Source organism: Moorena sp. SIO3I6, from assembly GCF_010672095.1.
Map to the genome: position 1 here is coordinate 26,631 of NZ_JAAHHU010000039.1, position 25,089 is coordinate 51,719.

Genomic DNA, 25,089 nt, shown 5'->3' on the forward strand with positions numbered 1-25,089 from the left:
CCAAACCTAATCCCCACTGTCGGGTAGGATGTGTCCCTAAACTGGGCACGGGTATCCAGAATATACAAACTAGAAGAGAGCATGGGTAGACACATGTCAAAAAGATATAGTGACCTATGGAAAAGCCAGAAGTGGAAGAAACTCCGCCAAAACCTTTTCCGCCTACAAAAGAGAGTATATAAAGCGGTTCAAGCTGGAGACTTAAGAAAAGCACGGTCTCTGCAAAAACTGATTCTAAAATCCCGCTCAGCACAGTTATTGGCCGTCCATCAAGTGACACAGTTAAATCAAGGAAAAAGAACCGCTGGCATAGACGGGAAAGCCTCCCTAACCTACAAACAGCGATTCGAGGTACTTAAAATGTTAGGCTCCAGTGCGGAAAACTGGACGCACCAAGGGTTAAGGGAAATCCCAATACCTAAGAAAGACGGGAGTACGAGAATACTGAAGGTACCAACCATCCAAGATAGAGCATGGCAATGTCTAGCAAAATACGCCCTCGAACCTGCCCACGAAGCAACGTTCAGTGCCGATAGCTACGGATTTAGGACAAGTCGGAGTGCCCAAGACGCACAAAAACGACTATTTATACATCTAAAATCTAACAGCAACGGCATTAAAAAGAGAGTAATAGAACTGGATATCAAGAAATGCTTTGACCGCATCTCCCACAGCTCCATCATGGATAGATTGCTAGCACCTGCGGGTCTAAAGATGGGAATATTTAGATGTCTAAAAGCAGGCATCAATCCGGAATTCCCGGAGCAGGGAACACCCCAAGGCGGTGTAGTCAGCCCACTTCTAGCCAATATTGCACTTGATGGAATAGAGAATGTACACACCAGCATCCGATACGCGGATGACATGGTATTCATCCTCAAGCCAAAAGATAACGCCGAGAAGATTCTAGAAAAAGTGAACAACTTCCTAGCCCAACGAGGATTAGAAGTTAATCAGGCAAAGACAAAGCTAACTAAAACGACAGACGGATTCAACTTCCTGGGGTGGAAATTCCGCGTCCAGAAAAACGGAAAATTCCGGTGCATTCCCTCTGAGGAAAACTACCGGAATATACGGAAGAAGATTAAGGCCGTAGTCAACAGCTCGAATTATGGGGCCGAAGTAAAAGCCAAGAAACTAGCACCAATCGTACGTGGATGGAGGAATTACCATAAAAGCTGCGACATGAGCAGTTCCCGAGATAGTTTATGGTTTATGGCTGAAACCGCAAACCGGAAATTCCGAAAAGAAAAGAAGGTGAACCGATACAAAGCCACCGAACTATGCAAGAAAGGCTTCCCAGCAGTGGGGTATAAACAAAATCAACACGTGAACGTCAAGGGGACCAAGTCCCCTTACGACGGGGACACAGTCTACTGGAGTAGAAGAAAGTCCAAATTATACGATAACGCAACTTCCAAGGCATTGAAAAGGCAAAACCATTCCTGTGGATATTGTGGTCTGAAATTCGTAGATGAGGAAAGGATTCACCTACACCACATCGACGGAAATCATGACAACTGGAAAAATGACAACCTAATGGCTATCCACCAAAGTTGCCACCAACAATTACACTGGAGCAGCGATACTTAGGAGCCGTATGCGGTGAAAGTCGCACGTACGGATTTGAAGGAGAGGTGCCCTGGGTAATACCAGGCATCGACTCTAACTAAGAGTATCCCCAGTACTCGCACTCAACCCCCTCTAACTGCTTCAAAGCTGAGGCTACTACCTCGGTAAGCAAGCCATTGCCTGCACCCACTTCGAGAATGCGTAGAGGACGCCCTTGCTGCTGGGAAGCCAGCTTGGCTACCAATTCTGCTGCCACCTGACGATAGATGGGTTCCCTACTGTGTTCAATGGTGTTTTCCATGGTTTTGGCTAAAAAGTCGGAGCGTCCTTCAGGGTAAAGCACGCTAATAGCCGGAATCTTTCCAGTCAAGGCAGCAGAGTAATGGATCGCACAATGGTCTAAGAGTTCAACCAAACCCCGAAAATCTGGATAATGACGACGCAGGTTTGCACTTAGCTCTTCGGGTTCCTTGACCCGATCTGCCTTAGCTCCGAGGTAATAGAGACCATCCTTATAGCTAATAATTTCTGCTGCCATTAGTAAGTCGAGGATATAAAGAACGCATCCCTCTAACTCCGGCAAAACCCTTAGGCTTTCCAAAATAGCTTTATACGAAAGACTTTGGGAAGAATCGGTTTGTACAAAGGCAGTCTTTACATAATTGAACCCATGGGCGCAGCACAAGTCCGTTAATTTTTCGGTCAATCCTGGATAATCGGAGATTGCTGCAATAGCTAGTTGATCAGAAAGCTTAGCTTCAACCTTTCGCAATTCCTCAATCGAGGAACTTAAATCCGGCAACCGCTTCTGCTTCAAAATTCCTTCCCAGGAATCCCGATCAGGAAATGACGAGCGGGTGAGGAGAGCAATTTTCCCTGCGTAGTACTTTGCCAGGAAGGTAGCCAGGGTAAGTCCAACTCCCCCTAGTCCTCCTGCAATCAGGTAAACCCCACCCTGTCTCAGTCGGGGTTCGGTTCGATCGTTGCTGCTCTCTGGGAGCTGCAGCGATTTGTAGGTTCGTGCCAACCGAGTTTCTTCCCGATAGGCAATGACTGCATCCTCCTCAGGGGCAACCGCTTCCGCCAAAATCCGATCGAGAAGGTTTTGTTTCTGAAGTTCGTTTTTTGGTAGCTCTATATCAAGACTGCGGCAGTTGATTTTGGCATATTCTTGGGGAATGACTAGGGCAGGACCGAGAACAAGTGCTTTAGCTGGACAAGGTAGATCGCTCGGTTCAATTCCATGAAGATTTGTAGATATAATAATTAAGTTTGCTGTTGCTTGGGGACCTAATGCTTGTACCAAAAAAAGGAGGGAGTTAAAGACAACCTCTGGGTTGGGTTCTGTTTCAGGAGCAGTAACAGACCCAAAGTGGCAAATCTGTTGAGGGGTGCTATGACGTTGCTCCAAAATTTGGAACAGATCCCGATAGTGTTGGGCTCTATCGGGGTTCAGGCAATAGTCCCAATCTGAGAGGGCTTTAAATTCAGCACCTGGTTGAAGTTTTACCGTAGCCACCCCGATTTCAGCTTCCCGCAGATATCGGGCGAAACCATCTCCAATGCTGCAATCATCCAAAAACAGCAACCAGAACTCTCCCCGTTGGGCGATGGTAGCAGGGCTAACAGGGGCTAAGGGCAGCTTCTGCTCCCAGTGAGGCCGATAGAACCATCCTCCCAGATCAGGCTGTTTGGATAGGGGCAAAGGGGTAATCGGTTTTGCTATGGGAGTATGAACCGATTTAGCAACAATCGGACCAGCCGGTTTAGCCCAATAGCGTTGGCGATCGAAGGGATAGGTGGGAAGAGGCACTCGCCTTGGGGCTGCGTCACCCTGGAAAGCAGCCCAATCAATGGAACTGCCTCCACACCAAGCCTGAGCCAGAATATGACCGATGACTTCTTCACTGTCCTGAGGAAGGCATCCGACGCTGAAAACCTCAATTCCAGGAGAGTCATCCACAAGAACCGTCGGTCCGAGATAAATCGGTAATTGTTCCGGGGTCAGGGAAAATTGGGAAGTTGCCTGAGAGGATGGCTGTTGACTCCAAGAGTTCAGTCCTCCTCTTGAGCCATAATGATTGCTTGAGATCGGTCGAGGCAAACTAGCTCTGGTGCCACGTTGTTCAATTTTGCAGGCAGCAGTTGCGAGGTTTTACTGTCAGTAATAATGATCTCAAGCTCTGTATCTTGCACGATAAAACGGATTCGGGCTGCTGGATCTTCTGGGTTGAGAGGAACATAGCATGCACCAGCCTTAAGAATTGCAAGTTGGGCAATAATGCTGTCGATTCCACGTTCAAGGTAGATCCCGATCGGCATTTCTGGTTTCACACCCAGGGTTTTCAAATATCGAGCCAGCTGATTGGCCTTGACGTTCAGTGCCTCGTAGGAAAGTATCTGTTGGCCATATATTAGTGCAACTGCTTCTGCTTTTTCTTTAGCTTTGATTTCAAATAATTCGTGGACTGTCTTCTCGCGTGGGTATGGAATCTGGAAATTGTTAAGCCCCGCACCTATCAGTTCCATCTGTTCAGACGCCTCTAGGATTGGCACCTGCTGAATACTTTGACTCGAATCGATGCTTAGAGATTGCAGCAGAGTTACAAAGTTATTTGTTAATCCCTCGATTGTTGATGACTTAAACAGATCGGTGTTGTAAACTATATAGCCAGTTAATCCATCTTCAACCTGGAACAAATGTATCTCCAGATCAAAGCGTGCAGTGTATTCTTCAAAGGTTTCCAATGCGACATTGAGACCTGGCAAGATTGGTGGCTCCATTGGCGCGTTCTGAAGAGCAAAAATTACTTGCACTAGCGGATTTTGGCTGCTGTCTCTTTCTGGGGCAAGAGCCTCAACCACTTGCTCAAAAGGAAAGTCCTGGCGTGCATAAGCTGAAAGCGAGACCTGGCGTACCTGTTGCAACAAATCTGTTAAAGTCATGTCTCCAGAAACGTGGCAACGAAGTATTAGCGTGTTGACGAAGAAGCCAATGAGATGCTCGATTTCACGGCGGTTGCGGTTGGCAATTGGTGTTGCAATGGCTAGGTCTTCCTGACCTGAGTATCGATAGAGCAGAAGGAAAAAGGCCGCTACCAAAGTCATGAAGAGAGTTACACCGTGATCACGACTTAGCCTTTGGAGAGATGTTGTTATCTCGGGCTTAAGGCCAAACTGCACCGCTTTACCAACAAAGCTTTGAACCGCTGGACGTGGATAATCTTTAGGCAATTGTAAGGGAACAAGTCCTGCTAATTGGTCTTTCCAGTAAGCCAGCTGACTCTCCCGTACCTTACCCTGTAGCCAGGCCTGCTGACCTACAGTGAAATCAGTGTAACGAATTGGCAGTTCAGGAAGGTGCAACGCCTCTGCTGTTGTAGCTGCATGGTAGTACTGACCAAGTTCGCGGTTAAACACCCCAATCGACCACCCGTCGGCTATGATATGATGCAGATTGACGAAGAAAATGCGTTCCTCATCTGTGAGTCGAACCAGTGTAAAGCGAAAAAGTGGTCCGTTGTTGAGATCGAAATGCCAGAGATATTCGGTCTTCGCTATCTCTACAATTTTTGTTTGGGTCTCACTATCCCCCATACCTGTGAGGTCAATAATGTTAAGCCCTACTTCCACCGATGTCTCTATCCTTTGCACTGGATAGCCATTGACAACAGGGAAACTGGTACGTAGCGATTCTTGACGCTCAACAATGGTATTTAGGGCATTTGCTAAGATCTCCTCATTAAGGAATCCTTCAATGCGATAGGCGATCGGAATGTTGTAAGCTGGGTTGCCCGGAGCGAAATTGTTAAGAAACCAAAGACGTCCTTGAGCAAAGGAGAGGGGTACATCGCCCTCTCGCGAAACGGGAAAAATCTGGGGTAGGACCTCGGCAGGAGCACGGCGCATAGCTGCGATCCGGTCACTCAGTTGTGCTATTGTTCGAGCTTCAAACAGAGCTGATAATTGCAGTTCGACCGAGAATACTTTACGAATACGAAAGATAGCTTGGGTTGCTCGGAGGGAGTGCCCGCCGATTTCAAAGAAGTCCTCATGCAAACTGACCGACTCTAACCCAAGCACTTCGCACCAGATCGCCTGAAGAATTTCCTGTTCAGGAGTGTTCAGTTTTGTTGCTAGAGGCTCTTGAGTTAACAGCATTTCGGCCTGTGAATCCTCTAAGATATTACCGATAGGGTTGCTGGGATAATCTGGGTCTAACGGTACGTAACCTCCATTTGCTTCGGGGGTGCGCTTGTCCTGGTGCTCATTCAACGGGTGGATGGACATATCCTGGGCATAGTCGGCATATGCGTCATTCCACTCCTTCAGCAATTCTCGACCTTCTGGTTCTGTGGAGAGAGGCAACTGTGACAGTGGTGCCTCTGGATTTGCGGCTGCGCCCAATAATAAAGTTTGGAAATGACCCAGCCAGAGCCGAATTGTTTGGGAGTCGAATAGATCGCTATTGTAATCGCACATCACAATCAGCTCGCTGTTTGTCTGAAAAATATCGAAAACCAGATCAAACTTAGCTCCCTTCCCATGATTCGGTGCCAATTCAACTTCCAGACCCCAAAATTCTGGATCGGCGCTAATTTTGTTTAAATTAAATGTAGTTCCAATTAGGGTAGTTCGACTCAGAACGCGCGGTAGCTGTAACTTTTGACTTAAGTCGATAAAAGGATAAATTTGATGGTCGTAACCATTCAAAAACACCTTTTTGACCGTACTAGCATAGTCTTTAAACTTCGGATCGGAACCCACCTTCACGCGCAATGGCAAGAGATCGGCACAGTGACCCACCATATATTCACAACCTACAGACAGTTGTCCTGCTGTGGGAATGCCTACAACAATGTCGTTCTGATCGCTCAACCGATGTAGCAACAAGATAAATCCAGCTAGCAGCGTTGTAAACAGGGTGCATTGACATTGCCCACTCAGGCTTTTGAGGCGATCGCACAGAGATTTACCCAGTTTCAGAGTTTTGCGATCGCCCCTGTATCGATTGACCAATGGTCTCTGGCGATCGGTGGGCAAATCCAGTACAGGAACGGAATCAGCAAATTGCTGCAACCAATAAGCCTCCGCAGAGGCCATTTCCGGACTTTGCCGCCGAGCCTCAATCCGTCGAACGTACTTGCTATATTGCATGGGTTCCGGCAGATCGTAGGAAACCCCTTGGCACTGCGCTGAATAAATTACACCCAGTTCTCGAAACAAAATTTCCATGGACCAACCATCAACAACCAGGTGATGAAAAGTTAGAACCAAAATATGGTGTTCTTCCGAGAGCTTTACAACCAAAGGGCGGAACAAAGGACCGACTTCAAAATCAAAAGTTTTTCCGGCTTCTTGCACCAAAAACTGGGATACTTCTGGATCGCGCAAGTCATTATCTAAACCAGAAAAGTCCACCAGAGGAATATCTAAGCCCCCGCTCGGAGCAATCCGCTGGTAATCTCCCGTTGGGCTAAAAGTGCTTCTGAGGGCTTCGTGACGATTGACCAATTCCCTGACTGCCTTGCCCATCACCTCCAAATTCAACTGGCCCCGCAAGTGAATCACCATCGATTCGTTGTAAGCTTTGGATGCTCCCTCTGCTATTTTAGAGGCCATCCAGACTGCTTTTTGGGGTTCTGTAAGGGGTAGCTGAACCTCTTTTTTGTCTTCATCACTCGGCTTACTTAGCTTAGATGGCGAACTCGGTAAAAATCCCCCTGCTTGCATATCTTCTATACTTGCTTTTACCGCCCGAATAATCTGTTCGATATCTTCATCGGTATGAGCCGTAGACAAAAGCAGGTTGCGCACTTCCGCCACGTAAATCCCTCGCTCCAGCAAATGATAAAAAAGCAAATTCATCCAGAGGTGCTCCGGGTAAGTAAACCGGAACAATGACCCGAAATGAACTACCTGAATTGGCAACTGCTTTTCCCTGAAGTAATCATTGAGATGGTTGGCTAATTTCGTGGTTTTCTTTGTTAACTCCGCTTGCAGTTGGGGTCCTTGGTCTTTGATGTGGTTGAGAACTGCCCATACAACACTCATTACAAGGGGATTCTTGAAAAAGGTGCCTGCAAAAAACGTGACGTCTGGGGAGGGAGAAGACTGATCTCCATAACTCCAAAATCCACCGTCCAATGCGTCCATAAAACTAGCCTTACCAGCTACTGCTCCAATGGGCAGTCCAGCTCCCAAGGCCTTGCCATAGGCAGTAATATCAGCTTTAATCCCCCACAATGCCTGGATGCCGCCGGGGTGCATCCGAAAACCTGTAATTACCTCATCTATAATCAATGCAACTCCCGTTGAGAGGGTTAATTCTCTGAGCTGGTGCAGGAACTCTCGGGGTTGTAAATCCGGCTTACGACTCTGTACTGGCTCTACTAAAACAGCTGCCAACTCGTGGGCATGAGCTTTGATAATATCCAGAGATTTGGGATTTCCGTAGTCAAGCATTATGACTTGTTCTGCCTTATGCTTTGGAACTCCTAGAAAAGCTGGAATGGTACGGGATGTTCCGTCTTGATTATCTATTTTGCCGACCAACAGCTCGTCTGAATGTCCGTGATAAGAATTAGCAAAAAAAGCAATTTTAGTGCGTCCTGTAGTGGCTCTGGCTATCCTGATTGCTCCCATCACTGCTTCGGTGCCTGAGTTGCAAAAGCAAACCCGCTCTTGACCAGTTAGCTCGCACATTAACTCGGCAACTTTGCTTATAAGATGCGGTTGCGGACCATTTTGGAGCCCTCGTTGAATGTGCTCTTGGATAGCCTCGATAACAAAAGGTGGCGAATGACCAAATAAGAGCGGACCAAACCCCATGGTCAGGTCTATATACTCATTGCCATCAACATCCCAGATTCTCGCACCAGCTCCGCGCTGAATGTGGAGGGGATATATCATCTCCTTGATAGAGCTATCGAACCATTTGGCTGCCCTAGGATTAGCTAATACTTTACGAGCAGCTTGGGTCAATTGTTTTGATTCTTGGGTGCGTTGGACTACTCGAGCTATTAAGCCATCCAAATGTTGTTGCTGCTGGACAGTGAAGCCTGCACCTTCTGATTTCTTGGTTCCCTGTTTAGACACCAGCTTGGAGGAACTAGACCCACTTACTTGAGCCAGTATCACCACCTGTCCCAGGTTATCGTCTGCTTCAACATCTGGCAGTATCGCTACCGAACTAAAACCACTCTCCTGCAAAAGCTGCAGCCATTGCCTTTTATCGATCAGGGGGTGATCCGATCGCAGATCCACATCCGCAAATCGCCACCATCCCTTTAACAACCCAAATGTTAGGTCAACCCACCGTTGTCGATGGGTTCCCTCTAAAAGCACTAAGACTCCCCCTGGTGCTAACAACTGCCTCACATTCGCCAAGGTCTGCCTCATGTTCTGCGTGGCATGCAACACATTTGCTGCTATCACCACATCTTGGCAATGAGGCTCAAATCCCTGCAAGCTGGGGTCTTGTTCAATATCGAGAGCTTGATACTCCACAAACCGATAGTCCCCAAAACGCTCCTGAGCCAATGCAGTGAACAGATCTCCCACATCGGTAAAACAATATTGAGTTCGATCCTCTGGCAGATGGGGTAAGAGGTAACTGGTGGTGCCCCCTGTCCCAGCACCAATTTCCAAGATCCGCAGTTCCCTTTGCTGGGGAGCCCCTGCCACTGCCGTGGTTACCACCTGCTGCACTAGCTTGTTGAACACCTGAGCCCTTGGAGAATCTTGATACAGTTGGGTAGCGGTGCTCGTGTCCCAAGCAGGAAACATCAATTTCACCGGATCCACTGCTCCTCGCAACACTGAACTGAGCTGGGAGCCACAGCGATACAATAACTGCCATTCTGGCAGCTGCTGCAGAGCAGGACTATTCTGTAGGGCAGGGTCATCACACGTCGGCAACGGTTGCAGTACCTGCCATTGACCCTGATGTGGTTTGAGGATTCCTTCCGATGATAAAATCTGTAGCAATCGAACCAACAACCGCTGATGTTGGGGCACAACTCCCAACCGTTGAGCCACCGTAGCTAAACTAATAGACTCTCCCACCTGATAAGACCAACCCAGATTCCTTAGTGCTTGGATTATAAAGGTCAGACTCACCTGTTCCAGTTGTGGTACCAGTTGGGTGATGTAATGGTGTAACTTTTTGTTTTCCACCACCAGTTCCTGCACCTCGGGTTGCAAGCGAGTCGCTATAAAGGCTGGATTAGGTATAAAGTCAGGCGCTTCGACTAACCCTGCACCTTCTGATTTCTCGGTTTTTGGGGACAGTTTTATGCTCTCTGGACGACCCGTTTCCAACTCTAGGCTCTGCTTCTGTAGGCTCTTTTGTTTGTTGCTAGAGGGTTGGGAAGGCAGTCGTGCCTGAGTTGGGGTATTCCCCGAAGAACCGTTGCGTAGCAATTCTAGGTGTTTGGACATCAGCTGAAGCTGCTGGCTCACAACCCGTTCGATCGCCGTTTGAGAAGTTAATGGTCCGTGAGAAGTTAATGGCTCCGATATCTGTTTCGCTAGAGCCCTGCTAGCAGCACCGCCATTTTTACTTGGCTTCTCTTGTTTTTCTAAAGATAAAGACTCGGGTTTTGTCCGTGCCCAGGATAATCGCGTGGCTTCGGGCATTTTTTCGGCGATGTACTCAGACAAGTCATTGATAGTGGAATTATTCTCCAACATCGAGCGAAGTGAAATATTCACTCCTAGTTTTGCTTTAATTGCTCCTGCGATTTCTACAAAGGCAATCGACTCCAGTCCCATCTGGAAAATGTTGGCATGGGAGTCTAATTCCTCTGCGCTTTTACCCACAATTAAGGGGGCAAAAATTTCCTTAAGTATTGCCTGAATATCGCTTTTGAGATGTTGTTCTGACATGGCTTTAACTATTATTAACTATTATGTATGTATGGCGATTTAAAATAAATAAATAAAATTTATTTATTTTATGAAATTACCTGATACTCGTTGAGCAAAATTTTTCCTTTGAGATAGGTTGTAGTTCCCAACCCAAATAATGGCTTTATTCTGCGTGCAATAAATCTAGATGTTGATACATAATCTCTATCTGTTGGGTGATAATTTTTTTTATTTCTGTTTCTGGACATCCGTTATCATCATATTCATCCTGGATGATAATTTCCTCTATTTCTGTTTCTGAACATCCGTTATTATATTCTTCCTGTTGGGTGATGATTTGCTCTATTTCTATTTCTGAAGATTCGTTATTAGATTCCTCTAGCAGATGTGGTCTATCAAAGCGAGTCTCATCTACCCAGTAGCGTTGTCGCTGGAAGGGATAGGTGGGGAGAGAGACTTTGCGCCGCCCTAGATAGTCTTTGTCAAAACCAAACCAATCAACCTTCACCCCTCGCACGTATAGTTCACCGAGACTCGATAGCATCTGCTGCCATTCATCCATACCCGGACGCAATGAAGGCAACCACACTCCTACACCTTCCGGCAAACATCGCCTTCCCATACCCAATAATATTGGTTTGGGTCCTATTTCCAGGAATAGATCCATTTGCCTCAAAGCTTCCATACTTTGCGAAAACCTGACTGGTTGGCGCACGTGATTTACCCAATATTTACTCGTAGCAATGCTATTGTCTGCTTTACCTCCCGTGACGTTAGATATTATTGGGATCCGCCCTTGACTGTAGGTTATTTGCTTCGCCACTGCTTCAAACTCGGCCAACATGGGTTCCATTAACGGTGAATGAAAAGCGTGGGATACTTGCAGTTGCTTTGTTTGGATTCCTCCAGCTTCTAATGTTTGTAGTAAATACTTTACTTTCTCTGCCTCCCCAGATATTACCACACTTTGGGGTCCGTTGATCGCTGCGATTGAAACACTAAAGTGTTTACTACCAACAGAAGCACTAACAGAAGCACTAAAGTGCTTACTACAAAATGCGATCGCTTCTCGCACCTGGGACTCTGACGCCATGACTGCAACCATCACGCCACCTGGGGGCAACTGTTGCATCAACCGTCCCCTGGTTGCAATGAGTTTGAGACCATCATCCAAACTCCAAATTCCCGCCACAGTTGCAGCTACATATTCACCCACGCTGTGACCCATGACTGCATCCGGTTCGATACCCCAAGATTGCCATAGTTTGCATAGAGCGTATTCTATAACAAATAGAGCTGGTTGAGTGTAAGCCGTCTGTTCCAAAACCGACTCGTCTGTTTCCGATCCGTAGAGAACTTCCAATATTGGTCTGTCCATGTAGGATGAAAGCTTTTCGGCACACTGGTCTACAGTCTTTTTAAATAACGGCTGCGTCTCGTACAATTGCCTGCCCATGTTGACATATTGAGCACCTTGACCGGTGAATAAAAAGGCTATTTTCGGTGCTGCCTCGCCGGAAAATTCCCCCGACGATATTCCCGCTACTTCCTGTCCCTTTTGGTACTCTCCCAGTTTGGCCGCTAATTCTCGTTCGTTAGAGGCTATGACTGCTAGTCTGTGGTTGAAATGGGCGCGTCCTGCGTTCGCTGTATAGCAAATGTTATCCAACTCTTCTTTCTCAGCATTGCTTCGTTCTGCTAGATATTTTTGATAACGAAGGACTAACTCCCGAAGTGCTGTTGACTTTTTCCCCGACAGCGTTAATAGATGGAAAGAGCGTTCTGTTATGTCTTCGCTACTTTTGCCTTTTGACTTTTGCCTTTCGAGTAGCGGTGCTTCTTCCAAGACTACATGAGCATTTGTGCCGCTAAAACCAAAGGAACTAACACCGGCAATGCGAGTTCCATTCGTTTGCCAAGGCATGATCTGGATCGGTACTTTTACTGGTAATTCTGACCAATTAATATAAGGATTCAGCTTTTTCAGATGCAGTAAAGGCGCTATTTTTTGATGTTGTAATTGCAGGACTACTTTAATCAAACCTGCTACGCCTGCAGCCCCCTCCAAGTGACCAATGTTCGTCTTAACTGCACCGACGAGCAAAGGTCGTTCTTGAGAGTGGTTTTTTTCAAATACGGTTCCGATCGCTCCTATTTCAATGGGGTCTCCCAAGGAAGTTCCTGTACCATGAGCTTCGATATAACTGACATTTCCCGGGTCTACTCCCCCATTTTCCAAAGCTTGACGAATAACTGCTTGCTGAGAAGGACCTTTAGGTACCGTCAAACCACTGCTATAACCATCTTGATTAATAGCTGTTCCGCGAATAACCGCCAGGATATTATCATCATCAGCTACTGCTTCTGACAAACGTTTGAGTACAATCATCCCGCATCCTTCACCACGGACGAACCCATTGGCAGAAGCATCAAAAGTCTTGGACCGACCATCTGGCGATAGCATCTGAGCCTTAGAAAAGTTAATACTCAACTCTGGAGAAACCAATTGATTCACTCCCCCAGCCAATGCTAGATTGCACTCTTTATTTCTCAAACTAGCGCAGGCTAAATGAATGGCTACCAAAGAAGATGAACAAGCTGTATTTACGGCAAAACAAGGTCCAACCAGGTCTAAAGTATAGGAAATTCGCCCAGCTGCTGCGCTGTTGATATTCCCGGTACCCATATAGGCATCAATTTTTTCCTTACCTTGACTGACTACACGTTGCATGTATTCATTACTACATATACCAATAAATACGCCCGCTTTGCTCCCCTTCAATTCTTCGGGATTTTTCCCATAATTTTCTATAGCTTCCCAAGTTACTTCTAATAATATTCTTTGTTGAGGGTCTAGACTTATCGTTTCCTTAGGAGTCAGGCTAAAAAAATCAGCATCAAACTCCTGCACGCCATCGATAAACCCTCCATAACGAGTACATATTTTGCCAGGAGTTGTCGGATCCGGGTCGTACAGATCGTCAACATTCCATCTGTCTTTTGGCACTTCAGTGATGGCATCTACTCCGTTTTCCAATAGTTCCCAGAATTTCTTTGGAGTCGATGCACCTCCGGGGAAGCGACAACCTATCCCAACAATCGCGATCGGTTCTGCTTTGTCCCTACCTTTTACTGCCTCTAGTTCGGCTTCTAACTTAGCAATCTTCTTAGAGGCCATTTCCATTAGCTTGGCGTAGCCTTGTTCCTGGTTATTGCTCATGTCATATCCTCCCAATCTGCACCTAATTGTTCTGCCAATTTTTTAGCAGTCTGTTCCAATTTTATAACCAAATCTCCCTTGTCCTCCTCTGAGACTTCGCCATCATCTAATCCCAGATCTCTTTCAACCAGTACATGCTTAAGCAAATAATCTACTAGCTTATTAACTGTCGGATAGTCGAAAGATAGCGTTGATGGCAGACCACATTCCAAACTTGTTTGCAACCTATTCCTCAACTCTACCGATGTCAATGAATCCATTCCCATACTAAAAAAGCCTTTTTCTAATGAAATTGATTCTGGATGCTTTATTCCTAGCACTCGGCCTACTTGACTGCGCACAAGCTCTACTAACATCTCTCTTCGTTGGCTGGAAACCACCTCTTTCAACTGCTGTATCAACCCTAATTTCACGGTCTCGGCAGTTGTCATAGCTGTTTGTTTCCAATCTGCCAAAAACGGCCATTGTGCCATTCGGTCTTGCCAAGCAGACCAGTCCATCTGCACTACCGCTACTTCCACACTGGCACCACTCATTAGTAACTCTAGTGACTCTAGAACCCGTTGTGGCGCGATTGGTTGGATACCTTGCTGCTGAAAACTTATATCTGCACCGCGTTCTGCTGCTTTTCCTATTTGAGAAATCGTACCCCAATGTATACTCAACCCCGGTAACCCCATACTACGACGATAATGGGCTAAACCATCTAGAAACGAATTCGCTGCCGAATGATTTCCTTGACCGGTTGAACCTAAAAGAGATGCTGTAGAAGAAAATAGTACAAAAAAGTCCAATGGTTGGTGTTGGGTCAATTTATGCAAATGCCAACTCCCTTGCACTTTCGGAGCCATCACCTTAGCAAAACTCTGCCAAGTCTGGTTTTGAAGAACTCCATCTGATAAAATCCCTGGCGCATGGATCACCCCTGCTAAAGGAATCTTTGACTGCTCTATATTGTAGAGCACTCTTGTCATAGATTCTAAATCTGACACGTCTGCTTTTTCTACTACCACCGATGCTCCTGCTTTTTCTAACTCAGTTATTTTCTTCCTCGCAGCAGCATCCGGTGTCCTGCGTCCTACCAATACTAAATGCTTGGCTCCCTTGGACACCATCCAACGGGAAACCAGTAAACCTAAACCGCCCATACCTCCTGTAATCAAGTAGCTTGCATCTCCACGGAAAGTTAAAGGCTTTTCCTTGGTGTCTACCCCTGGTTGTTCTGTTTGAGTTACCACAATCTTGCCAATATGTTTGGCTTGTTGCATGTAACGGAATGCTTCGAGGGCAGACTCTATGGGGAATAACTTTAATGGTGGTGGTTTTAGCCAACTTCGCTCGAACTTTTCTATTAACTGCTGGAACATTGATTGGATTAACTCTGGTTGTTCCCGAGCTATTTGGGTGAGATCCACTGGAAAGTATGAAATGTCTGACTTATTCCGTGTCATTTGCTCTGCTTCCCAAATATCTCGAACCGCCAGTTCCACAAACCGACCTTGGGAACTTAATACTGAGAGGCTTTTGCTAATAAATTCCCCTGATGTCAAAGAGTTTAGTACGATGTTTACTCCTTTTCCTTGAGTGCTTTCTATTATTTTGTCCGCAAACTCTACTGTGCGAGAGTTCATGACATGTTTGACACCCATTTGTCGTAGGGTTTCCCACTTGGGTGGACTAGCAGTGGCAAATACTTCCGCTCCTGCATTCTGGGCAATTTGCACTGCAGCCATCCCAGTTCCTCCTGCAGCGGCATGGATCAAAACCCGATCACCTGCTGAAATCTTAGCTAAATGATGCAAAGCATAATATGCTGTTAAAAAATTAACCGGAATCGATGCCGCTTCTGCAAAGCTGATTTTTTCTGGTTTGAGGGCGACTAAGCTCGCCTTAACGGTGATGTATTGACTAAAGCTTCCCAGAGCCATTGCCATCACCGCGTCTCCCACCTTAAACTCTTTTACCCCTGCTCCCACAGCTACTATTTCCCCTGCACAATCTCCGCCCATTATCGGAGTTCCCGGATATATATTCAAAGCTATCAGCACGTCTCGGAAATTTAGCCCCGTGACCTTAACTTTAATTTCTACTTCCCCTGCTGCTGGAGCACGCCTGGTTAATGGCTCTAAAGTTAAGTTGTCTAAACTTCCCCTCTCTGACATTACCAGTCTGAAAGGTTCTGATGGAATTTTCAGTTGTCGTGCTGCTGCTTGACGATGATGACTTGCAACTAACCGAGGTACGTAACGTTTGTCTCCTCGTAATGCCACCTGGTTTTCTATATCCTCTGACCAAATTTCATGGAACAGTACATCTGCTTGATGCTCTACTGTCTGGTTTGGGTCTAAATCTATCAGCGTGCAGTGTAAATCTGGGTGTTCCAAGCCGATCGCTTTCCCCATTCCCCAGACTGAAGATTGGCTCACTCCTGGGATTATCCCTCGATCTCCCGATAGTGTTTGAGAGCCTGACGTCGTTAACCACAACCGTGGTGTTTGGACCCATTTCCTTTTTACCAATGCTTGAACCAAAAACAAGGTGGTGCCGCACCCCAGTAAGGATAAATTAGCCAATTCCTCAGCATTCATATTTTCTGCCATTCCCGTTTCCGCTGTCCAACATTGAACCACTCCATAGAGGAACGGGTTTTTGTCGGTTACCTGAGCAATGGCTTGCTCTATATCTTCTGGGTTATTGGGGTTAATGGTAAATTCTTCTGCTGTTATTTGTTTGTATTGCTCATCTGCAAATACTAACGTACAAGAGTCTCCTTGTGCTCGCAGTTGCTTTGCTAACTTTTGGGCTATCCCTTGTTTATCTGCTAGCAGCAACCAACCTTTGCGTTCTGATGCTGTTTGTGAAAACCTGGTTTTCGACCCTTGAGCCACTATCACCGTTTGTTGAGACAATATTTCCGGCATTCCCTCTATTTCCGGCATGGTGACTACTTGAGTAAAACCCATTTCACCAAGTAATTGCTTCCATGTAGTTCTACTCAACAGCGGATAGTCCGGTCGCAATTCACTATCTTGGAATCTCCACCATCCTTCCAATAATCCGAATACTAAATCCAGCCATCGTTGACAACTTGTTATTTCCAGTAATACCAACATGCCCCCTGGTGCCAGCATTTTCCGCACGTTTGTTAATGTCTGCTTCATACTCCTGGTTGCATGAAGAACATTGGCTGCAATAATCACGTCGTATTGATGAGCGTCAAATCCTTGAGTTGTCGGATCCTCCTCAATATCTAATGCTGCATAGCGCAGGAATCGATATTCCTTGAATTTCTCTTGAGCCTTACTTGTAAATAATTTCCCTATATCCGTAAACAGATATTCTGTTTGATTTGGATTTAGATGGGGCAATATATAGCTTGTCGTCCCTCCCGTTCCCGCTCCTATTTCTAACAACCTTATCCCTCGTTGTTGCGGGATCTTCTCTATTGACTTGACGATCACCTGCTGCACGATCGCGTTCATCACTTTAGCTATGGGGGTATCTTGATACAGTTGTGTTGCTGTAGTCAAATCTCCTGATGGGAATACCAGCTGCACTGGATCTTGCGTTCCCCGCAAAACCTCACTTAGTTGAGATGCACAACGATTCAGTAGAGTCAATTCTGCCACTGCATCGGGATATTGAGTGATTAGAGTCTCAATTTTTTCTCCCAGCTGGACTGGGTCTAAGGTCTGTTGCATTTGCCACTCCTGCTGGGAATACCGCACTATTCCCTCAGAAGCCATTATTTCTAGCATTCGCTTGAATAGTCGTCTTTGGCTGGGAACTATACCTAACCTTTGGCTAACTGCCTCTGTAGAAAAGCAATCGCCTACCGAGTACGGCCAGTCCAGCTCCAGCAATGCTTGCACTATGTACTCTACACTTAATTCTTCTAAACTAGCAGCGCTTTGGGAGGATCTTTTCTGGTCTACTGTTGCTACTAATTCTATTAGACTCTGACTCAACTGCTCCTCTATTTCTAACGGTTCCAGCATATCCGAGGTTGGGAGCAGTCTACCCAAACGCCCTTTTGCTCTCCATTCTACTTCGTACAAACAGTCATCAATAGATTTCGCTTCTGTTCCCAGTAGCGTTTGAGGGGTTGCCTGTTTTACTCGCAACCCTTCTACTTTCGCAACTATCTCTCCCTCTTGACTGACCAGGGTCACTTGCGTGCTGATACTTTCTGCACTTTTGACCTCAGACTCCGTTAGGGACGCGATCGCCCACAGCTCTACTCCCGAACGAGTATGTATTTCTAACTTGTCTATCCCTATTGGCAAGTAAGTTTTGTCATTGTTTGTCTCAGGCAGTAGGTGATAGGTTATCTGCAACGCTGCATCTAACAGTGCCGGATGAAACTGATACTGTCTTGCTTCTCCTTCTAGCTCTTCGGGTAATTTTATCTGCGCTAGCACTTGGTTTGGGCCAGCACTCAAACTTTTAATGCCTTGGAAACTGCTGCCGTAGTTAAGCCCTATTTCCCGACATTTTTGATAATGTTGTTTTACTTCTATGGCTTGGTTACAATCAGCCAAGTACTTTTCTATGTCTACTTTCGCTTTGCTTGTCTCTGGCGGCAGGGGTTTTATTTTCCCTGTTCCGTGGAGGGGCCATACTTCCCCTTCTTTGCTTGCACTTGACTTCTGACTGAATATTTGCCATTTGTATGTTTCTTGATCTAATGGTGTCAGTATTGTCTGAACTGAAAACTGTTCCCCTTGAGACCAACTCAATCCACGTCCAATTACTAGATCTTCTACCACGACCCTGGGAGTCTTAAATCGGTAATGAGCTGCTGACGCTGCCATTTCCAAGTAGGCTGTTGTCGGAAATAGGGCTTTATTGAATACTCTGTGGTGGCTCAGGTAGCTTGGAGAGTTTTCCTCGATGTACGATTCAAAAATTTGTTGTTCCCCTGCACAATTTAATCTTTCACCTAACAGAGGGTGGCTTTTTTTCGACACATACCGTTTTTTATAGGATTTATTTAAATTTTCTATCCAATAACGTTCCCTCTGGAACGGATAAGTAGGAACTACGACTTTCCGACGCCCGTACTCTGTGTCAAACCCAAACCAATCTATTTGGGATCCCTGCACATATAGCTGTCCCAAACTTTCAAGTATCTGCTGCCATTCTGTTTTTGGGGGACGCAGCGTTGGCAACCATACTCCCTTATCTTCCCCCAAGCACTGACGCCCCATCCCCAACAGAATGGGTTTGGGTCCTATTTCTAGGAATAACTCATATCCTTGCTCCAGCAAAGTTTGCATACTGTCAGCAAACCGTACTGGTTGTCGAACATGACCGGTCCAATATGCAGCTTCCGTGATTTCATCTTCCACTTGACGTCCGCTGACATTAGATATCAGTTTTATCTGAGGCTTGCTATAGGTTACTGCTTTAGCTGCGGCTTCAAACTCACCCAGCATTGGTTCCATCATCGGGGAATGGAAAGCGTGGGACACCTGTAGTTGTTTGCTTTTGATTCCTTGTGATTCTAGGGTATTGAGGATCTGGTTTACTGCTTCCAACTCCCCAGAAATTACTATGCTTTTCGGTCCGTTGATGGCTGCGATCGCTACTCGCTCTACGTAGGGCGCGATCGCCTCTCGTACCTTGGACTCAGAAGCCATCAGGGAAACCATCGCGCCTCCACCAGGCAACTGCTGCATCAACCTGCCCCGTGCCGCAATTAATTTCAGACCATCTTCGAGACTGAAAACCCCTGCCACACAAGCTGCCACATATTCTCCCACACTGTGACCCATCACCACATCCGGTTTTATGCCCCAGGATTCCCATAACTTAGCCAAGGCATACTCAATGGCAAACAAAGCTGGTTGGGTGTAAGCAGTTTGATGCAGTACCGACTCATCCTGACTATCATCGGTTAATACTTCCAGCAGCGGGCATTCCAACTCGCCTCGCAACAGTACCTCGCAGCGATCGAGTTCCTGACGGAATACCGGTGCTGTTTCGTACAGTTCCCGTCCCATGCCAACATACTGGGACCCCTGTCCCGTAAACAGAAACGCCACTTTTGGAACCCGTTCCTCTGCTTGACCTACGATCGCCCCTGTCTCCGAGTGCAAGTCCTGCAACTGTTCCATCACTTCCGCCGATGATTCTCCCACTACAGCCAGGCGATGCTTTAGGTGCGATCGACCTGTATTTGCGGTAAAGCAAATGTCCGACAAAGCCAGTTCCGGGTTTTCCTCTAAGAAGGTTGCATATTTGCCCGCCAACTCTCCCAGGACTGTTTCTTCCTTTGCCGAAACTGTGAGTATATGCCAAGGGCGATCGGGTCTGGCCTCCTGCTTCGGTGCTAACACTGGTGCTTCTTGGACGATCGCATGCGCATTAGTGCCGCTAAATCCAAAGGAACTGACTCCTGCCAAGCGGGGCTTTTCTCGATCAATCTGTTTCCAGTCCAAGAGAGAAGTAGGTATCGCCAAAGGCAACCCATCTCCCGTGATATGGGGATTGAGCTTGTTAAAGTGCAAGTGCGGGGGTATCTGCTGGTGTTGGAGTGACAAAACCACTTTTATCAATCCAGCCATACCTGCGGCTGCCTCTGCATGCCCGATATTCGTCTTCACCGAGCCAATCATTAGGGGGTTATTTTGCGATCGCCCTTGGCCGAAAACCCCTTCTAAAGCTTTGACCTCGATCGGGTCGCCTAAAGAAGTTCCCGTACCATGAGCTTCGACATAGCTCACTTCGTGGGGTGAAACCCGCGCTTCAGACAAAGCCCTTTTGATCAGACTTTCCTGAGCCTGTCTGTTAGGTGCCGTTAAACCATTACTTGCCCCATCCTGGTTGACAGCCGAACCCCGCACTATTGCTAAGATATTGTCCCCATCTTTTATTGCTTGTTTTAAGCGCTTGAGAACCACTACCCCACAGCCCTCACTGCGGACATAGCCATCTGCGGAAGCATCAAAAGTTTTGCAACGACCATCTTGAGAAAGCATGCTGGCTTGGGAGTAAGTTATGCTCAATTCCGGAGAAAGCAGCAGATTAACACCCCCTGCCAAAGCCAGGTGACACTCATTATGCAGCAGATTTTGACAAGCCAGATGAACCGCTACTAACGAAGACGAGCAAGCCGTATCCACCGACATAGTCGTTCCTTGCAGTCCGTAGAAATAAGCTATACGACCCGCTGCCACCGATGCCGAGTTGCCAGTACTAAAGTATGCCCCAAAATCAGCAGGTTGAGTTTGCTTGACAAAGAGCAGTTCGTAGTCATGGGACATTATTCCCACAAACACCCCCACTCGCTTACCGACCAGAGATTCGGGAGCTATTCCCGCATACTCTAGCGCATGCCAACTTTCCTCAAGCAAGCAACGGTGTTGTGGGTCTGTATAGGTTGCTTCTCGCGGTGCTATATGAAAGAAACCCGCATCAAAAGAGTCCACCCGGTCTATAAAACCTCCAAACCGACTTACCATTTTGCCTGGTTTTTGCGGTTCGGGGTCAAAGTAACTGTTAACATCCCACCGACTTTGAGGCACTTCCGATATCCCGTCCTTGCCCAACCGAAGTAGCTGCCAATAATCCTCGGGACTATTTACCCCTCCAGGCAACCTACAAGCCATGCCAATTATTGCCACACCGTCCTCTGGAAGAATAGCACCGCTTTTCCTCTGCGATTTCCTCCCAGTCTTGACTTTTTGGCCAATCGCCTCTTCCTTCCCGTCTCTTCCACGAGGTCTTGTCGGTGTTAATACTTCATCTGGCAACGAAATCTCACGTCCTAACTGGTTGAAGTAACCCGCGATCGCTGCTGGCGTGCCGTAGTCGAAGAAAAATGTCGAATCCAACGAAGTTTCTAACTTCTTCTCCAGTAGACTTTTTATCTCTAGTAAATCCAAAGAGTCGAGACCCATCTCCCTGAGGGGTCGCTTATATGAGAAAGCCTCCATCCGTTTTTTCCCCAACACAGTTTTAATAGAGCGCTCTATTAAAACCGTGACATCCCCAAGCTTTTCGGTATCGTCAAGCTTATCCAGAGACTCAACTGCCGTCCACTCCGCCTTTGGAGCTTCTAGCTTCTCCTGTAGTTCGTATTTGATCAGTACCCCAAACCCTTGATTGTCCACATCCTCTGGGCGGTAGTTAGGGACAATACTAACTACTGTTGCGCCACCTTCTATATGGAACCGAGGTATTGGATCGAATATTTGACCTCTTTCATTGCGTTTTTCAATATATTCCCTGATTGAAATATGAGAATGATTTGCATAGTCCTTGCAACGAGTCACGCCTGCTACGCACTCAATCCCCTCCTTTAACTCTGCCCATTGAAGGGTGAATTGACGTAGCATATCCCCCAACCCCAAGCCTTGCCTTTCTGGATTTACATTCAAGCTCAGAAGTTGAAGCACTGGACCATCCTTTACGTGTAGTTCTGGCAAAGTTTTGAAATTTGCCGATTTTAAGCTTTCAACGCTTTTTATTCTTTGGGTGTAAATTACACCGACAACTTCTCTGTCTATTTCCAGGACCAGATGGTTACTATATCCCTCTTCTAGTCGTTGCTGAATTTCGCCAACCGACAATTGTAAATGCTCCGGCCAGCATTTTTTCTCAATATTTACCAATGCTGCAATATCTTCAGCATAGGGATGTCTAATTTTATAGGCTCTCTTCTCAAAGCAGTTTAAGGAAATACGGGTAAATGGTAAAATCTTTGGATATCTTCTCAAATATTTTGCTTTCGGAAATAGACCTACCTCAGCCGCTGCCATTAGAAAAACATCTGCTTCTACCAAATGTTGTTTTGAAAAAGCTTGACACGCATCGAAATGTAGAGATTCGCTTTCATCTAGGAATTTTTGTACCACTGAAGCAGTTAAACTGTGAACTTCTAACAGCAATAATCCATGTCTGGTCACAATGTTCGACCATCTTCCTAAATGCTCCACTAAACTTTGTACGGCAATGTGAGGAGCTATCAGTTTTCCCTCTTCGTCTACATCCACAACTTGATAATCCAACCGGGAACGCGATCCCGCCGTTTCCGTGTCTGTCGGAGGAATAAATGGGCGATCGTGATCTAAAAATGAGCGGACATGTAAAACCTTTTCTGGATCTATCCCCTCTGCCTTCAAGTCTGCTAATAATCGTTCGGGATTTCCAATATCTCCTTGAATAACCCGATGAGGAATCTCAGCTAAATTTTTATCTGTTACATTCAATGATTCCTGATTGTAATCTACTCCCACGATATAAACTGGATACTTTGTTAATACTTCCCCACGAGCAGATTTCCCTATAATTACATTGTAAATTCGCTTGAGAAGCGTTCCATCGCCGCAACCCATGTCAACTACATAGCTAGGTTGCTCTTCAAAAGGTCGTTGATTAAATATAGATATAATAATTTCTTCTGTATCCGCAAAAAATTTCTCGTGTTGAAAACCACTACCCACTACGTTTAACGTTCTATCGACATGTATTTCATGTCCCCCATCATCTCTCTGAAACACCTTATGAGGATTCCCAAATAGCAGATCGTCTATCTGTAACAACATCGGAGTATAGGATGCTGTTACCCCTAAGTTCATAGACCTCTGTGACATGAAACGACCGACGTTCGTTAAATTTATACCTTCCTTTTCCGCGATCGCCCATCCTAAATTAACAAACAGAGTCGTCAATTCTTGCTTTACCGAATCCTTCAAATCCGAAAACAGCGAACCAGACTTACCCGCAATTAACTTCTCTTTTTTCAAGGCTAACAGTATAGGAACAACTAATACTCCATCTAGAAAATCACTTAACCTTGAATCATTAATATACCATCGTCGTTCCGAACGCTCAATCCAGCTTCCTATTCCCTTTTTATGTTCTCCTTTCAAATACAAATCAAAGGGGAATTTATAGAGGCTGACCATATCGTTAGGTATTTTTTTATGAATTTGACCTCTATCCCCAAACGAGTAAGCCCCCACATCATTTTTTTCTAGGATTTTTAGTGACTGTAGAAGTCTAAGGGCTACCTGCAGATGCCCGCTATTTGCCTGGAAATGCTCTACTATCTCCTCTAAATACAGTGACTGTTTCTGAGCCAGTAACTCAAATATTCCTCGTTCTCTACATGCCCAAATAACTGGTATAGCCACAAATCCATGAGCATAGCGGTTAATTAGATCTAACATTTGCTTCTCTAGCTTCCCCCAAGTCAAGTACAATTCACTTTTTCCATCTCTTCCCTTTTGCCTACTTTACTTCTACTCTCCTGCTATCCTCCTTACTCTTCCCTTTCCCTGTTTACCCCTAACGTTTACTGCTGTAACCTGCAAGACACTTGGGTTAAATCGGGAGCATGTCACAATTGCAGAACATTTGAACTAAATCTCATGCCCCCTCGTGGGTGTAAGCTTGCTCTGATGGTAGATAGTTCATTTGTTCAGCAACTTTGACCTGTTCCCACAGCAACAGATTGGTTAGTACGTGCTAGACATGCTTGGGCATGAGTTTTTTTGTAAGTATTCAGCTATCAGCTAATGCGCTACGCGCACGCTGCTTGAGGTGCTATCAGCTAAGTAGTCGGACAAAACTAAAATTAACTCTTTAAATAGGGAGCAGGGACTTCGGAGCAGGGAGCAGAGGGACTTTTGGCAACTTTACACAAATTAATACAGTTAGGTTTATTTTTGTCCAGGTACTTATCAGCTATCAGCTATCAGCTATCAGCTAATGCGCACGCTACTTGAGGTGCTAATCAGTCACATCAAGTAGTGTCGCACAGCGTGGCCAAAGGCCAAAGCCTGTGCCACACTACTTGATGTGCTTATGAGCATAGGGCAAGCTACACCGAACAGCTTTTGAATAAAATCGGTAAGCATTGGAATAATGCTGCAGTGTTGTCACAGGACTTGTGGCCTATGTCATAAAGCTGACTGCTGAGTGCTGACTGCTGTTCGCGCAGCGTGCGCGTAGCGCATATGCTTACGTTTTTTTGATCATAATCACAACTCGTAATTGTATTCAAGAAAGGAAAGTTTACTTCCTTGACTATAAAGGTTAACTCTAATTAAAAGTATTTTTCAACTCATAAACCTCATATAAAACCTCATATAAAACCTCAGCTCAAACCTCATAAACCTCAGCTCAAACCTCATAAACAGGGTAAACACCTGTCATTTTGGATCTATTAATACTGAAATAAATACAAAAATAGAGTGAATAAGCTCTTGTAGGGTGCGTTAATGAAATGTAACGCACCATCGGTATACAAATTGAACCCAAACCATTCTTAACCAATCCCATGGTGCGTCAGGGTAATCGCATTGAAAGAAAGTGATAAAATCACTGTAAATTGACCGAAAATTTGACAGTGAAAACTTGACAGTGTATCATAAGCCATGAAGAGCACTTAAGCCAAAGAAAATCTATCTAAGTAC

5 protein-coding genes are annotated in these 25,089 nt (G+C 45.9%); 1 reads left to right on the forward strand and 4 read right to left on the reverse strand.

What is annotated here, in order from left to right; all coding sequences use genetic code 11:
• Nucleotides 1-93 precede the first annotated feature (93 nt).
• On the forward strand, nucleotides 94-1,593 hold the full coding sequence (locus F6K49_RS14050; protein ID WP_366514178.1) for a reverse transcriptase domain-containing protein: 1,500 nt from the start codon (nucleotides 94-96) through the stop codon (nucleotides 1,591-1,593).
• Nucleotides 1,594-1,669: 76 nt separating this feature from the next.
• Here the strand turns inward: F6K49_RS14050 and F6K49_RS14055 are convergent, their stop codons facing one another.
• The 4 genes from F6K49_RS14055 to F6K49_RS14070 form a co-directional block, all read right to left on the reverse strand.
• Nucleotides 1,670-3,676 (reverse strand): KR domain-containing protein, encoded by a 2,007-nt coding sequence (locus tag F6K49_RS14055; protein ID WP_293097499.1) that lies wholly within the window; start codon nucleotides 3,674-3,676, stop codon nucleotides 1,670-1,672.
• The gene (locus F6K49_RS14060; protein WP_293097502.1) at nucleotides 3,628-10,461 is read right to left on the reverse strand and encodes an aminotransferase class III-fold pyridoxal phosphate-dependent enzyme; all 6,834 of its coding nucleotides are present in this window, start codon (nucleotides 10,459-10,461) and stop codon (nucleotides 3,628-3,630) included. The genes F6K49_RS14055 and F6K49_RS14060 overlap by 49 nt, the downstream gene beginning before the upstream one ends.
• Before the next feature lie 145 nt (nucleotides 10,462-10,606).
• Nucleotides 10,607-13,663 carry a type I polyketide synthase gene (locus F6K49_RS14065; protein WP_293017304.1) on the reverse strand — a complete coding sequence of 1,019 codons (3,057 nt, stop codon included), beginning with the start codon at nucleotides 13,661-13,663 and terminating at the stop codon, nucleotides 10,607-10,609.
• Nucleotides 13,660-23,841, reverse strand: coding sequence for a type I polyketide synthase (locus F6K49_RS14070; protein WP_293017305.1), 10,182 nt, complete (start codon nucleotides 23,839-23,841; stop codon nucleotides 13,660-13,662). Before F6K49_RS14070 ends, F6K49_RS14065 begins: the two co-directional genes overlap by 4 nt.
• Nucleotides 23,842-25,089 lie beyond the last annotated feature (1,248 nt).

Excerpts from the sequence above, each read along its gene's own strand:
- F6K49_RS14050 (WP_366514178.1), top strand. The coding sequence starts at position 94 with ATGTCAAAAAGATATAGTGACCTATGGAAAAGCCAGAAGTGGAAGAAA.
- F6K49_RS14060 (WP_293097502.1), bottom strand. The coding sequence starts at position 10,461 with ATGTCAGAACAACATCTCAAAAGCGATATTCAGGCAATACTTAAGGAA.
- F6K49_RS14065 (WP_293017304.1), bottom strand. The coding sequence starts at position 13,663 with ATGAGCAATAACCAGGAACAAGGCTACGCCAAGCTAATGGAAATGGCC.
- F6K49_RS14070 (WP_293017305.1), bottom strand. The coding sequence starts at position 23,841 with ATGTTAGATCTAATTAACCGCTATGCTCATGGATTTGTGGCTATACCA.